This is a genomic window from Kribbella sp. NPDC104740, assembly GCF_055583505.1.
Map to the genome: position 1 here is coordinate 1,425,426 of NZ_JBVJNV010000001.1, position 13,709 is coordinate 1,439,134.

11 protein-coding genes are annotated in these 13,709 nt (G+C 70.4%); 9 read left to right on the forward strand and 2 right to left on the reverse strand.

All coding sequences use genetic code 11. The annotated features are described in order from the left end of the window. The first annotated feature begins 619 nt into the window (after positions 1-619). The 3 genes from ACZ6Z4_RS06595 (at position 620) to ACZ6Z4_RS06605 (ending at position 3,575) form a co-directional block, all read left to right on the forward strand. Positions 620-1,408 (forward strand): DUF4097 family beta strand repeat-containing protein, encoded by a 789-nt coding sequence (locus tag ACZ6Z4_RS06595; RefSeq protein ID WP_465558875.1) that lies wholly within the window; start codon positions 620-622, stop codon positions 1,406-1,408. A 275-nt stretch (positions 1,409-1,683) separates the two neighbouring features. Then, the gene (locus tag ACZ6Z4_RS06600) at positions 1,684-2,337 is read left to right on the forward strand and encodes an HAD family hydrolase (protein ID WP_465558877.1); all 654 of its coding nucleotides are present in this window, start codon (positions 1,684-1,686) and stop codon (positions 2,335-2,337) included. After that, positions 2,334-3,575, forward strand: coding sequence for a glycosyltransferase 87 family protein (locus tag ACZ6Z4_RS06605; RefSeq protein ID WP_465558880.1), 1,242 nt, complete (start codon positions 2,334-2,336; stop codon positions 3,573-3,575). Before ACZ6Z4_RS06600 ends, ACZ6Z4_RS06605 begins: the two co-directional genes overlap by 4 nt. Here the strand turns inward: ACZ6Z4_RS06605 and ACZ6Z4_RS06610 are convergent. Together ACZ6Z4_RS06610 and ACZ6Z4_RS06615 are read right to left on the reverse strand one after the other, a co-directional pair. Further along, positions 3,536-4,867 carry a hypothetical protein gene (locus ACZ6Z4_RS06610; RefSeq protein WP_465558882.1) on the reverse strand — a complete coding sequence of 444 codons (1,332 nt, stop codon included), beginning with the start codon at positions 4,865-4,867 and terminating at the stop codon, positions 3,536-3,538. The two genes, ACZ6Z4_RS06605 and ACZ6Z4_RS06610, sit on opposite strands and share 40 nt — an antisense overlap. A 4-nt stretch (positions 4,868-4,871) precedes the next feature. Next, positions 4,872-5,348: a cupredoxin domain-containing protein gene (locus ACZ6Z4_RS06615; protein WP_465558885.1), complete on the reverse strand. Its 477-nt coding sequence runs from the start codon at positions 5,346-5,348 to the stop codon at positions 4,872-4,874. 159 nt (positions 5,349-5,507) lie between these two features. On the opposite strand from ACZ6Z4_RS06615, the gene ACZ6Z4_RS06620 reads away from it, so the two are divergent. From ACZ6Z4_RS06620 to ACZ6Z4_RS06645, 6 genes are read left to right on the forward strand one after another with little or no spacing between them, the layout of a single operon-like run. After that, entirely contained in the window at positions 5,508-7,007 is a 1,500-nt protein-coding gene (locus tag ACZ6Z4_RS06620; protein WP_465558887.1) for a WS/DGAT/MGAT family O-acyltransferase, read from the forward strand. Next, on the forward strand, positions 7,004-7,537 hold the full coding sequence (locus ACZ6Z4_RS06625; protein WP_465558889.1) for a DUF6912 family protein: 534 nt from the start codon (positions 7,004-7,006) through the stop codon (positions 7,535-7,537). Before ACZ6Z4_RS06620 ends, ACZ6Z4_RS06625 begins: the two co-directional genes overlap by 4 nt. A 28-nt stretch (positions 7,538-7,565) precedes the next feature. Then, positions 7,566-8,498, forward strand: coding sequence for a non-homologous end joining protein Ku (gene ku, locus ACZ6Z4_RS06630; RefSeq protein ID WP_465558891.1), 933 nt, complete (start codon positions 7,566-7,568; stop codon positions 8,496-8,498). A 28-nt stretch (positions 8,499-8,526) separates the two neighbouring features. Continuing rightward, positions 8,527-9,000: a VOC family protein gene (locus ACZ6Z4_RS06635; RefSeq protein ID WP_465558893.1), complete on the forward strand. Its 474-nt coding sequence runs from the start codon at positions 8,527-8,529 to the stop codon at positions 8,998-9,000. 51 nt (positions 9,001-9,051) lie between these two features. Next, complete coding sequence (locus ACZ6Z4_RS06640) at positions 9,052-11,313, forward strand: hypothetical protein (protein WP_465558896.1); 2,262 nt, start codon at positions 9,052-9,054, stop codon at positions 11,311-11,313. Between the two features lie 55 nt (positions 11,314-11,368). Further along, a complete protein-coding gene (locus tag ACZ6Z4_RS06645) occupies positions 11,369-13,648 on the forward strand; it encodes a hypothetical protein (protein WP_465558898.1) in 2,280 nt (759 codons plus the stop codon). Positions 13,649-13,709 lie beyond the last annotated feature (61 nt).

Genomic DNA, 13,709 nt, shown 5'->3' on the forward strand with positions numbered 1-13,709 from the left:
CGGGTGGCGCGGGGCGCCGGGTGGAGCGGCGGGCGGTGCGCGTGGCTCGGGTGGTGGAGCTGGAGCCAGGGGCTGGGGCCAAGAGGGCTCCAGGTAGTGGGGCTGGGCTGCGGCTGGGCGGTGCGCGTGGCTGGGGTGGTGCCGGGTGCTCGGTGAAGCGGTGGGCTGTGCGCGTGGCTCGGGCGGTGGAGCTGGAGGCGGGGACTTGGGTCAGGGGGCTCCGGGTGGTGGGGCTGGGGCCGCGGCTGGGCGGGTGGGATCGGTTGCTGGCGTGCGTGGGCGGTTCGGCGTACCGAGGCAGCGGGTGCTTCCGCGCACGGGGGCGGCGCGGGGCGCGGCGTGCCGAGGGAGCGGGTGGCGCGGCGTGCCGAGGGAGCGGGTGGTGCGGCGTACGAGGCAGCGGGTGGTGGGGCGGGGTCGCGTGCCAGGGAGCGGGTGGTGCGACGTGTCGGCGGGCGCGCGCTGCGGCGTACGAGAGAAGGGCGTGGCCCGGCGTGCCCGGAGAACGGCAGGGAACTCAGGGTCGATTGAGGTGTTTTCGGGGGGAAAACCCGACCGACACCGGGGGTGGGGGTGTGTCAGGGTGAGGGGGTCAGCAGGGGAGTAGCAAGGAGTTGGGATGTCCGAGGTGCAAGGGCGGGCTGGGCGGGAGATGACGCCTGAGCGGCGGTTCGGGATTGCTATCTCGGTGGCGTTGATCCTGGGGGGTGCGTACTGGGCGCTGACGAACCTGACCGAGGAGGCGAAGGCCACGGAGGGGAGTTTTCCGGTGCAGGGGAACTCGTTGACGGTGGTCAGCAAGTCGTCGGACGTCGAGGTGGTGGCGGGGGGCGTCTCGGAGATCAAGGTCGAGCGGAAGTTCAAGAAGACCGTGTTCGGGAGTGATCCGGACGAGAGTTACGCGAACGGGAAGCTCGAGCTGAAGTCGAGCGGGTGCAGTTTCCTGTCGTTCGGGTGCGGGACGGACTACGTGATCACGGTGCCGAAGGAGCTCGCGGTGTCGGTCGAGAACACGAGCGGGACGATCAAGGTTTCCGATGTCGCCGAGGTCGGGAAGTTGAAGACGACGTCGGGGGATATTGAGGTGCATGGCGTCGGTGGGGAGCTGACGCTGGATGCGACGTCGGGGGACGTCGAGGCGAGCGGGCTGACGGCGACGAAGGTGTTCGGGAAGACGACGTCGGGGAAGATCGATCTGGGGTTCACGGTGGCGCCGCAGGAGGTGCGGGCGCAGGGGACGTCGGGGGACGTGACGGTCGTGGTGCCGGAGGGGGCCGAGGCGTACAAGGTCGACACGGATACGTCGTCGGGGGACGAGCACACCGAGGTGCGGACGGATCCGGTCGCTACGCGGACGATCACGGCGAAGACCTCCTCGGGGGATGTGTCGGTCGAGTACGACCATTGAGTTGTACGGCGGGTGCCGGGCTGGGGTGGTGGGGTGGCGCCGGGTACGTCCGCGTGGGCTGAGGTTGTCTGCGGCGCTGGAAGAGGAACAGACGGAGCAGCCACCCGTGGAGGGTCTGCGGCGGTGGAGTAGCTCCTCCCGGAGTGGTCTGTGGTGGTGGAAGAGGAGCAGGTGGGCGCGGGCGGTCGCGGAGGAGTTGGCGTGAGGGCCTCAGCCTGCGGGGGTGTTGACCAGTGGTGCTCGGCGTGGATCCGGGCGTGAGTAGGCTTGCGCGCATGTCTGACGACAAGGTGTTGCGGGGGCTGCTGGTTGACTGGGGTGGGGTGCTGACGTCCGGGCTGGACGTGGCGCTCGGGCGGTGGGCCGAGTTGGACAATCTGGATTTCGAGGCGTACTTCAAGGCGGTCGTCGCCTGGCTCGACGTCGATCCGGCGGAAGCGGAGCTGAATCCTGTGCACGCGCTGGAGCGTGGGCAGATCGCGGTGCCGGACTTCGAGCGGAAGCTGGCGGCGCTGCTCACCACGCGGGACGGCAGGCCGCTCGAGGCCGAGGGGCTGATCGAGCGGATGTTCGCGCACTTCGAGCACGAGCCGCGGATGACGGCGCTGGTGCGGCGGGTCAAGGGGCACGGGATCAAGACCGCCCTGCTGTCCAACTCCTGGGGGAACTCCTACCCGATCGACACCTGGGACGGGATGTTCGACGACCTGGTGATCTCGGGTGAGGTCGGGCTGCGCAAGCCGGAGCCGGAGATCTACCTGCTGGCGGCCGAGCGGGTCGGGTTGCCGCCGGCGGAGTGCGTGTTCGTGGACGACCTGGAGCTGAACGTCGCGGCTGCCCGGAAGCTCGGGATGACCGCGATCCACCACACGGCGTACGACGAGACCAAGCGCGAGCTGGAAACCCTGTTCGGAGTCGACCTCACGTGACGACCACGTCCACAGAGCCCCGCCGCACCGACACCCGCTGGATCGTCGCCGCGGTGCTCGGCACGGCTGCGTTCGTTGCCCTCGGCGCCTGGGCGTACGGGCTGTTCGACGGCATGATCGACCTGCGCGTCTACCGGATGGGCGGTTCCGTCCTCCTCGACCGCGCTTCCCTGTACGACGCGCAGCTGCCGGGCTCCGGGCTCCCGTTCACCTACCCGCCGTTCGCCGCGATCGCGATGGTCCCGTTGGCGGCCGTCCCGTGGGGCGTCGCGCTGGTGGTCTGGACGACGATCTCCGTGCTCTGCATTGCCGCGATCTGGCGCGCGTCCCTGCCGAGCAGCGCGTGGAACCTGCTGCCCGACCAGCTGAAGACCAAGAAGATGGCTGTTCTGGCCGCGCTCACCCTGGCGTCGCTGCTGCTGGAGCCGGTCTGGCAGACCATCCAGTTCGGCCAGATCAACCTGTTGCTCACAGCAATGATCCTGCTCGACCTGATCAGGCCGCAGAACGCCAGATGGCGCGGCTTCTGGGTCGGCGTCACGATCGGCGTCAAGCTCACCCCGCTGCCGTTCCTGGCGTTCCTGCTGATCACCAAGCAGTGGCGCGCCCTGCGCAACGCCGTCCTCGGCCTGCTCGCGACGATGGCGATCGGTTTCGCGATCGTCCCGAACCAGTCCTGGGAGTACTGGACCGTCGTGGTCCGCAACGCCAACCGCGTCGGCGGCCTGGCCTACACCGCGAACCAGTCGTTCATGGGCTTCCTCAGCCGCCTCGGCGACGACGCCGGCTGGATCCAGCCGGTCTGGTTCGTGCTGTCGGCGGTCTTCGGCCTCGCGGTGCTCTGGCTTGCCCGCCGCTACTGGCTGGCCGACGAGCGCGTCACCGCGATCTCGGTGATGGCGCTCGCGGTCCTGTACGCGTCGCCGGTGTCCTGGAGCCACCACTGGGTCTGGATCATCCCGCTCGGCGTCAGCCTGATCAGAGCGGTCGACCGCCGCTGGGGCCGCAACCCCGCGATCGTGACGGCCGCGCTCTGGTACGGGCTGTTCGTGCTCAGGTCGATCTGGTGGGTTCCGTACCGCGACGACCGGGAGCTGAGTTGGTCGTTCTGGCAGTCGATCCCCGGCAACTCCCACCTGATCCTGGGGATGGTCGCCTTCGTCCTCCTCGCGGTGCTGTCCAGCCCCGCGAGGAGAGCTCAGGACGAGAACAGCAGCAGCAACCCACCCGCGGTGTAGCCGACCATCACGACCAGCAGCGGCACCTGACCGGCCAGCGCCTTGTGCCGCGGGAACAGTGCGACCGCGCGGTCGTGCGCCGAGACGACACCGAGCAGGTGCCCGCAGACCACCGCGAGCACCTGCACGACCGAGATCGCGGTGCTGTGGTTGGTGATGCCGGTGTTCACCGCGAGCAGCCCGGTGCCGAAGACGTTGGCGCCGTTGCTGAGCGGGTCGCTCAGGTAGATCAGCGTGCGCTGCCCTTCGAGGATGAACAGCGTCAGGTAGTGCGCGACGACGTACCCGAACGCGATCGGCACCACCGAGTGCGCGAACAGCCCCGGCAGCGACGAGCGCGAGCCGTTGTCCGACAGCCGCCCGGCCAGCAGCGTCGCACCGGAGTACGTGACCAGCACGAACAGGATGAACGCGATCAGCATCCCGGTGCCGAGCAGAGTCATCGAGTAGCCGGAGTTCTGCGCCCAGCCGATCCAGGCCGAGGAGTTCGAGAAGCCGTCGTACGCCGTACTGCCGAGCAGCGCCGCGACCAGGCCGACCAGACCCGGCTGGACCTTCAGCCCGTCCAGGTTCTCCAGCGGGCGGCGGAACACGATCGCGCCGTCGTCGCGCCGGCCCCACGGCGACAGCCGGGCCATCAGCGTGGCGTACGCCTCGAACGGGTCGCCGGCGGCGAACCAGCGGTCGCCGAACAGGATCGCGCCGAACAGCGTGATCACGACGTACAGGGCCATCCAGGCCTGCAGCACCGGGAGCGTCGCGCGGTCGGGAGCGACCAGCTCGAGCCAGGTGAAGGCGAGGATGCCGAGCGCGGCCGGCCAGAGCCCGACCCACTTCGGCAGCTCGAGCACGCCCCGCGAGGCGGGCTGGCGGAGGAGCTTCGACAGCAGCAGGTGGACGGTGCGCAGCGGGTTCAGCGTGCGCCAGACCGGGCCGAGCAGCAGCGAGATCGGGACCAGCCCGACCCAGACCAGGATGTAGATGAACCCGAAGATCGGGTTGGTCAGCCGGTCCACACCGAACAGCAGCGAGAACATCGCGTACAGGAAGATCGCCAGCCCGACCAGGCGGACGATCCAGCGGAACCACGACGAGTCGACGGCCTGCGTCACGCCGATCGGCAGCGCCCGGCCGGACGCGTTGCCGCGGTACTTCGACGTCCGCCAGGCCAGGCCCAGTACGACGAACGACAGCGCGATCGCCACCGCGGCACCGCCGACGGCCAGCCCGAACGGGACGGGCAGGTCCTGCCGGCCGCCGATCCCGTGGAGCGGCAGCAGAAGAGACGTCATCAGGTCAGGAGACGACGAGCTTGGCGACCAGCTTGCCGCTCTTGTGCGTCTCGACCTCGAAGGTGCCCTTCATGTCCGCGGTGAACTTCACCGACGCGGGCTTGCCCGGCGTCAGCTCCAGCTCCTTGTCGTAGCCGTGGATGTGCAGCTCCTCGTCGGCGTCGCTGACCGCGGTGACCAGGACGGTCTGGCCGGCGGTCACCTTGATGCTCTGGCCGCTCGGGTTCACCTTGCCGTTGGCAACGGTGATGTTGATCGTCACGTCGGCCTGGTCGCCGGAGGGGTCCGCGGTGTTCGACGGGGTGTTCTTCGGGTCGTCCGACGGGGTGGTCGCCGGCGTGGTCGGCGTGTCGGTCGGGGTCGTCACCGGGGCGCTCGGCGAGGGGGAACCGCCGCTGCTCGAGTCGTCGCCGCAGCCGGCCAGGACCAGCATGCCGAGCGCGGGCAGGAGAGCGAGAGCGGTACCGCGGGAGAAACGCATGATGCGAGGGGCCTTTCACCAGTCGTGATCAGACGGGCGCCGAACACGCCCACTGGGTGCTACGAACACCGGGCGCGCCGGGTTCCCGCAGCCGACCATCAGTCGTGTCACGATCGCCTTCAGTAGTGTTGCAGCTCACTGTCGGAGCAGGCGGCTAGGGTGAGCGAACCACGCCATGAGGAAGGGGACCGCGAGATGCCGGACCGGTTGTCGTCGCTCGACCTGACCTTCCTCAAGGCCGAGTCCCCGGCCACGCCGATGCACGTCGGCACGGTCGACATCTTCGAGCCGCCGGTGCACTCCGACGACGAGTTCGACTACGAGAGCCTGGTCGCGCTGATCCGGGACCGGATCGCTTTCGTCCCGCGGTACCGGCAGCGGGTCCAGCAGGTCCCCGGCCGGTTCGCCGGGCCGGTCTGGGTGGACGACGAAGAGTTCGACATCACCTTCCACGTACGCCGCTCCGCCCTGCCACGGCCGGGCACGCACGCGCAACTGCTGGAGCTGGTCGCCCGGATCATGTCCCGCCGCCTGGACCGGGCCCGCCCGCTCTGGGAGATGTACCTGGTCGAGGGCCTGCAGGGCGACCGGTTCGCGATCATCTCCAAGTCCCACCAGGCCCTTGTCGACGGCAACAGCACGGTCGACATCGGCCAGGTCGTGCTCGACTCCACCGCGCACCCGCGGGAGACCCCGACCGACACCTGGCAGCCCGACCACCCGCCGTCGGCGCTGGAGCTGCTGGCCGGCGTCTTCGCCGACGCGACCCGGCACCCGGCCGCCGTGCTGGAGCTGGCCCGGGCCGAGATGGCCAGCCTGACCGGCTCGACGTCGGTGCGCGAGGTGATCGGTGACGTGGTCGGCTCGCTGGTCGCCCAGCGGCACGCGCAGGAGAGCTCGCTGCACGTGAAGACTTCCGGGCAGCGCCGGTTCACCACCGTGCAGACCGATCTGGAGGACTTCCGGACCGTCCGCGCCATGCACGGCGGCACGATCAACGACGTCGTCCTGGCCGTCGTCGCCGGCGCCTTCCGGGCGTGGATGATGACCCGGGGCGAGGGCGTCGGCCCGACCCGGAGCGTGCGGGCCGTCGTACCGGTGAGCATCCGGGACGACGAGGACGAGGAGCCGACGTCGCTCGGGTCGTCGGTGATCGCCTCGACCGTGACGCTGCCGGTCGGGGAGAACTCCCCGGTCATGCGGCTGCACCAGATCTCGTACCAGACCAAGGTGCACAAGGACACCGGGCGCGCGGTCAGCGCCCGCTCGCTGGTCGGCATCGCCGGCTTCGCCCCGACCACGCTGCACGCGCTCGCCGCCCGGGTCGCCACCGCCACGGTCCGGCCGATCGACGACGTCGTGATCACCAACGTGCCGGGGCCGCAGTTCCCGCTCTACGCCCAGGGCGCGCCGATGCTCGCGTCGTACCCGGTGGTCCCGCTGATGCCCGGTCAGGGGCTGTCGGTCGGCGTCACGTCGTACGACGGCAAGGTCTCGTTCGGGCTGAACGCGGACCGGACGGCGATGCCGGACCTGGCCGTGTTCGCGCAGTGCGTCACCGACGCGCTGGACGAGTTGCTGGACACCACCAAGGGCAGCCGGAACCGGGCCACCCGCGGCCGGAAGAAGCCCAGAAGCACCAAGAAGGCGGGCCAATGAGGGTTTACGTACCGTCCACGCTGCCGCTGCTCGACGCGGCCTGTCACGCCGCCGAGCTCGGCCCGGCGCCGATGACGGTGTACGCGGTGACACCGGCGCTGCGCGAGTGGTACTCCCAGGGCGACGACGAGGAGCTCGAGTACGCCGCGATGGCGCAGGCCGCGAAGGCGTCGGTCGGGCTGATCGCCGCCGACCCGTACGCGCCGCGGCGGCGGGTCGTCGTGGCCTGCGAGGTGGCCGCCGTACCGCCGGCCGACGGCAGCGTGCACCTGGGTGACGCGCGGCTGGAGCTGCACGTGGTGATCCCGTGGACGGCCGTGGCCGCGGTGCACCTGGACGCCGAATCGGCCGCCGAAGTGGTCGGGAAGGCGGCGGACCTGTGGGACGTCGCGCACGGTGACACCAAGGATCCGGGGCACGAGGACGCTGTCTTCGCCCTCGACTCGTGCGAAGGTGAAGACCTGCTGTGGTACGCGACGCAGGAGATCCCCGATCTCCTCGCCGCGGAAGGCCGGCGGGGCAGGGCTTGACGGTTGAGCTGACAGGGAGCTGATGGCGATGCAGGCGATCTGGAAGGGGGCCATCTCGTTCGGGATGGTGACGATCCCGATCAAGGTGTACTCCGCGACCGAGGAGAAGGACATCTCCTTCCGGCAGGTCCACGTCGCCGACGGCGGCCGGATCAAGTACAAGCGGATCTGCTCGATCGACGGCGAGGAGGTCCCGTACTCCGACATCGGCAAGGGCTACGAGATGGCCGACGGCCGGATGATCGTGCTCGAGCCCGACGACTTCGCCGACCTGCCGCTGTCCAGCAAGAAGGTCATCGACGTGCTGGAGTTCGTGCCGGCCGACCAGGTCGACCCGCTCTACCTCGGCAAGTCGTACTACCTGGCCGCCGACGGCGGGCCCGGCGGCAAGCCGTACGTGCTGCTCCGCGACGCCCTCGAGGGCTCCGAGCTGTACGCGCTGGTCAAGGTCGCGCTGCGCTCGCGGGAGAGCCTCGGGCTGCTGCGCACCCACGAGAACGTGCTGATCCTGCAGGTGATGCTCTGGCCCGACGAGGTCCGGGACGCCTCCTTCGCGGCGCCCGACGAGGACATCGAGATCCGCAAGCAGGAGAAGGCGATGGCCGAGTCGTACATCGACACCCTGCGCGGGGAGTTCGACCCCGACCAGTACCACGACGAGTACCGGCACGCGCTGGAGCAGGTCGTCGAGGCGAAGGCGGCCGGGGTGCCGCTGCCGGAGTCCGAGGAGGAGGAGCCGGAGGGCGCCGAGGTCGTCGACCTGGTCGCCGCGCTGCGGGCGTCGGTCGAGGCCGCGAAGGCGCGTCGTGCCGGGGCGTCCGAGGAGCCGGTGAAGAAGTCGGCGCCGGCGAAGAAGGCGGCCGCGGCGAAGAAGGCCGCTCCCGCGAAGAAGACCGCGGCGGCGAAGAAGGCCCCGGCCAAGAAGACCGCGGCGAAGAAGGCGACGAAGAAGTCCGCGTAGGCGAGACCGGGATCGAGGGGGAAGTGCGATGACGGAGCAGGTGCCCGACGACCGCCCGACGACGACGAGCGTGCCGGCGGACGAGAGCGAGATCCCGGCGGACCCCACCGCTGACCCGGTGCTGCCCGGCGCGTACCTGCTCGAGCTGGTCCCCGTGCCGGTGACCGACCTCGAGCGGGCGAAGGAGTTCTACGTCCGCGCCGGGTTCCACGCCGACGTCGACGTGACCCCGACCGACGGCGTACGGATCGTGCAGCTCACCCCGCCGGGTTCGCACTGCTCGATCACGCTCGCCGAAGGCCTCCCCACCCTCGACATGCCCGCCGGCACCCTCCGCGGCCTGCACCTCGTCGTCGCCGACATCGAAGCCGCCCGCGAGAACCTGATCGCCCGCGGCATCGAGGTCAGCCCCACCGAGGACCTCGGCGGCGTCTTCTACGCCTGGTTCGCCGACCCCGACGGCAACACCTGGGCCCTCCAGCACATGCCCTGGCGCCAGTAGCGCAACTTCGTCCCTCCTGGCTGCATCGAGCAGTCAAGGAGAGGACACAGCATGAAGACGCACCGGCTGCTCGGGATGGCTCTGGTTCTGGGGATGATTCCGGCGTACGCCGGCGCGGCGGGGGTGCAGGACCTGGACCGGGTGCTGTTCGACCGCCCGTACGTCGAGGTGCTGGGCGCCTCGCCGGCCGGCGTTCTCTACAAGGTGTCCCGCCCGATCGAGGACACCCTGCGCGAGGTGTCCGCCTGGGTGAAACCCGCCGCGGCACCGGCGTACGAGGTGAGCCTCGACTTCAAGCGACTGGCCGGGGACAAGATCTTCGGGACCGACCGGAATTACCAGTACATCGGCACGCCGGTCACCAAGCGCTGCGACGACGTCCCGCCGCCCGCCCCGCCGGCCCAGCGCTATGACGGCGCCGGCCTGTTCGCTTCGTTCGGGTGGATCAGCGAGGACGGCGACAGGGTCGAGGTGAGCCCGACCGGCTGCCGCGTCACCGCCCGCTACCCCGGCCCCGGCGACTACGCCCTGATCGCGATGGACGACACCGGCTGGGTCACGATCAGCCCGGTCGGCGAGCAGGGCGACCAGCAGCTGACCTACCACTCGTACGCCGACCCGACACACCCGCGCGTGATCGCCGACGGCGGCCATGTCCGCTACCTCGGCGCGGTCGCCCTGGCCGGTACGGCGGTGACGTGGTCCCACCTCGACTACGACCAGCAGCCGCCGGCCAGCTCGTTCGTGGTCCGGTCCTCGACCGACGGGTCGGTTCCGCCGACGGCGACCAGGATCCCCGGCTGGGTGGTCGGGACGGCGATCGCCGGCGGAGCCACCGCCTGGAGTACCTGTCAGCGGGATCCGTGCACGGCGGGTTCGATCGCGGCGAACGGCGCGCAGACCTCGACCACCGGCATCCACACCATCGCCGGCGTCGGGAACCGGTTCGTCTTCGACACCCAGCAACCGACGCCCGGCATCGAGGAGGGCACGGCGATCGGTGGCAGCGCGCCGCGCACCCGGCTCGCTGACGTCGCCCTGCTGCCGCCCATCGCCCACGCGGTCGCAATCGGCGCCGGCGGGGTCGCCTACTCCGACACGCAGCCGACGGCCGACTCGGTCAACCGCCGGACCTACACCCGGTCCGGCGGCACCGTCACGCTCTCGGCGCAGACCCGGCTCGGCACCACGGTCAAACCGCTGGCCCAACAGATGGTGGCACGCGACGGCCGGCGGACAGCCTTCGTCGACGAGGCCAACGTGCTCTGGCTGGTCGGCGACGACGGCGTACGGACGCGGGTGTTCGCCGGGGCCGACCGGGTCGAGGTGGTGATCGGCCCGGAGCTGCGGCTGTCCGGCTCCCGGCTGCTGTGGTGGAAGGGCGTGTACGACGGCGACCGCTGCGACATGCGTCCGCCGCCGTGCGAGCCGCTCTACAACCGCGTGCCGATGCTCTACGACCTGCGCACCGGAGTGAGCACTGTGGCGCTGCCACCCCTGCCGGGCTACGGGATGGTCAAGCTCTGGGGCAACTACCTGGCCTGGACCGGCGAGAGCTCCACGATCTGGCGCCGTGACCTCGCCAGCGGTGCCGTCGTCCAGGTGAAGCCGGCGGGGACGGCGTCGGTGAACGGCCTCGCGGTGCACGGCGATTACGTGGCCTGGTCGACCTGTACGACCGGAGGTTCGAGCCCCTGTGGCAGTTCGGTGGTCGCCCATCGCAACATGACGACCAGGGCGGCGCCGATCCAGCTGGTCAGCGCCAACACGACCCGCGTCGAACTGTCCGGTGGCCACGTCGTCTACGACACCTCCGCCAACGGCTTCCCGCCGACGGGGACGCTCAAGGTGAACCGGCTCGGCACCTCGGCGACCGGCACCGTCGGCCCGATCCGGCTGTACCCGCTCGGCTTCGACGTGCACGACGAGACGCTCACCTGGATCGCCCCCGACGACGTCGCGCGCATCGGCCCCAACTCACCCTTCGTCGACTACCCGAAGTACCTCGGCAACGGCTCGGCCCCACCTTCGTTCGACCCCGCACTCAGGGTCTGGAACCCGGAGTTCGGCATCAGCAAAGCCCTGCCCACCTGCACGCTGACGATCAAGTCCGGCACGACCGTACGCCGAACGCTCAGCTGCGCGACGCCCAACGGATCGGCCCGCGCGGTCTGGGACGGTCGCGACTCGGCGGGTCGGCTGGTGCCGAAGGGTGCCTACACCTGGACGCTCACCGGACGCGACGCCGACGGCACCCTGCGGTGGTGGACCGGCGCGACGCACCCGATCACTGGGACGGTCCGCGTCATCTGAAGCGCAACTTCTCGGCCGAATGCTGCATCGAGGTGAGCAAGGGGAGGGGATCGGGATGAAGGTACGCCGGCTGGTCGGGGTGGTGGCGGTACTGGGCATGCTGCTACCGGCTTCGGCGCAGGCGGCGGGAGTGCAGGACGTGAACCGGGTCCTGTTCGACCGTCCGTACGTCGACGTGCTGGGGGCCTCGCCGGCCGGTGTGCTGTACAAGGTGTCGCGCAACGTCGACAACTCGCTGGTCGGGTTGTCGACGTGGGTGAAGCCGGCCGGCGGCCCGGCGTACCAGGTGGATCTGAGCTTCCAGCAGCTGTCCGGGGACAAGATCTACGGGATGACCTACCCGAGCGGCACCGTCGCCTACCAGTACGTCGGTACGCCGACCACGCTGCGCTGCGACGGCTCGCCGCAGCCGATCCCGGGCGCGAACTGGACGCGGGGCGGCTTCCTGTTCGCGCCCTGGGGTTGGTTCAGCAACGCCGGCTACCGGGTCGAGGCGGGCCGGACCGGCTGCCAGGTCAACGGGACCTATCCCGGTCTGAGCGACTACAACCTGGCGGCAGTCGACAACACCGGGTACGTCACCGTCGGCTCGGTTGGAACCGAGGGCGACCGGCAGCTGACCTATCGCTCGTACGCCGATCCGACGCACCCGCGTGTGATCGCCGACGCCGGCCACACCCGCTACCTGAGCGGGGTCTCGCTGTCCGGGACCTCAGTGGCCTGGACGCACCAGGACTACGCCGACCTCCCGCCGACCGGCTCGTACGTCGTCCGCTCGACGACCGACGGCTCGGCCGCGCCGGTCGTGACGCGGCTGCCCGGTTGGGTGGTCGCGACGGCGATCGCCGGGACGGCGACCGCGTGGACGACCTGTCAGGGCACCGGCGAGTGCGCCGCGGGCTCGATCGCGGCGAACGGCACCCGCACACAGGTCGACGACACCCGCACGGTGGTGGCCGACGGCAACCGGTTCGTCTTCGACACCCGTACGCCGAACCCCGGCGTCGACGCCGCAGCGGGCGTCGGCGGTTCGGCGGCGCGGACGCGGCTCGCGCCGGTCGACCTGCTGCCGCCGATCACGTACGTCGTCCAGCTCGGCGCCGGTGGTGTGGCCTACGTCGACACCCAGCAGCCGGCCAACGCGGCGAGCCGCAGGTTCTACACGCGCGGCCCGGGCACGGTCACGCTGTCCGCGCAGACCAAGCTCGGCCAGGAGGGCGGCGGCACCAAGCTGGTGTCGCGCGAAGGCCGGCGTACGGCGTACGTGGACACGGCGGGCGCGCTCTGGCTCGTCACCGACGACGGTGTCCGGACGAAGGTGTTCACCCCGGCCACGCGGGTGGCGATCATGGGCGGGCGACAGCTGCGGATCTCCGGGTCGCGCCTGCTGTGGTGGAAGGCGCTCTACACCGAGGACCGCTGCGACCCGCCGGGCCCGGGCTGCTACCCGTGGTACGGCAACGAGGTCCCGATGCTCTACGACCTGCGGACCGGAGTCAGCACGCAGCAGCCGATCGCCGCGAGCTGGACGCAGGCGGTCGACCTGTGGGGCAACTACCTCAGCTGGGCCGAGGACAACAACACCATCTGGCGCCGGGACCTGGCCAGCGGTGCGTTGCTGCAGGTCAAAGCAGCCGGTACGGCGACGGTGCAAGCGCTCGCGGTCCACGACGACTGGGTCGCGTGGGCGACCTGTGCCGCGAACACCCAGGACGACTGCGCGCAGTCCGTCGTTGCCCACCGCAACCTGCAGACCAAGGCGGCGGCGATCCAGCTCACCTCCGGGCACACCCGGCACGTCGCGCTGTCCGGCGGGCACGTCGTGTACGACACCTACGCGTCCGACCACCCTGCCCCCGGGACGCTCAAGGTGAACCGGCTGGGCACCACGGCGACCGGCGTCGTCGGGCCGGTGAGCTGGAACGGCTCGTTCGACGTGCACGACGAGACGCTGGCCTGGGTCGCGCCGGACGAGATCGCGCGGATCGGCCCGAACTCGGCGTTCGTGGCCTACCCGAAGTACCTCGGCAACGGCTCCGCGCCGCCCTCGTTCAACCCGGCGCTGCGGTTGTGGAACGCCGAGTTCGGGATCAGCAAGGCGCTGCCGACGTGCTCGCTGACGATCAAGTCCGGCCCGACCGTACGCCGTACGCTGAACTGCGCGACGACCAACGGATCGGCGCGCGCGGACTGGGACGGCAAGGACTCGGCGCGGCGGTTGCTGCCGGCCGGCGCGTACACCTGGACGCTCGCCGGGCGTGACGGCGACGGCACGCTGCGCTGGTGGACCGGGGCGACGCACGCGATCACCGGGACGGTCCGGATCGTCTCGTAACAGATCATCCATCGAAAGTAATATCGGATGATCTGCTACAACTGACGACGAGACCAGTCGG

Bases quoted from the DNA above. Each gene is read 5' to 3' on its own strand.
- ACZ6Z4_RS06595 (WP_465558875.1), top strand. From the start codon at position 620: ATGTCCGAGGTGCAAGGGCGGGCTGGGCGGGAGATGACGCCTGAGCGG.
- ACZ6Z4_RS06640 (WP_465558896.1), top strand. From the start codon at position 9,052: ATGAAGACGCACCGGCTGCTCGGGATGGCTCTGGTTCTGGGGATGATT.
- ACZ6Z4_RS06615 (WP_465558885.1), bottom strand. From the start codon at position 5,348: ATGCGTTTCTCCCGCGGTACCGCTCTCGCTCTCCTGCCCGCGCTCGGC.
- ACZ6Z4_RS06610 (WP_465558882.1), bottom strand. From the start codon at position 4,867: ATGACGTCTCTTCTGCTGCCGCTCCACGGGATCGGCGGCCGGCAGGAC.
- ACZ6Z4_RS06625 (WP_465558889.1), top strand. From the start codon at position 7,004: ATGAGGGTTTACGTACCGTCCACGCTGCCGCTGCTCGACGCGGCCTGT.
- ku (WP_465558891.1), top strand. From the start codon at position 7,566: ATGCAGGCGATCTGGAAGGGGGCCATCTCGTTCGGGATGGTGACGATC.
- ACZ6Z4_RS06600 (WP_465558877.1), top strand. From the start codon at position 1,684: ATGTCTGACGACAAGGTGTTGCGGGGGCTGCTGGTTGACTGGGGTGGG.
- ACZ6Z4_RS06635 (WP_465558893.1), top strand. From the start codon at position 8,527: ATGACGGAGCAGGTGCCCGACGACCGCCCGACGACGACGAGCGTGCCG.
- ACZ6Z4_RS06645 (WP_465558898.1), top strand. From the start codon at position 11,369: ATGAAGGTACGCCGGCTGGTCGGGGTGGTGGCGGTACTGGGCATGCTG.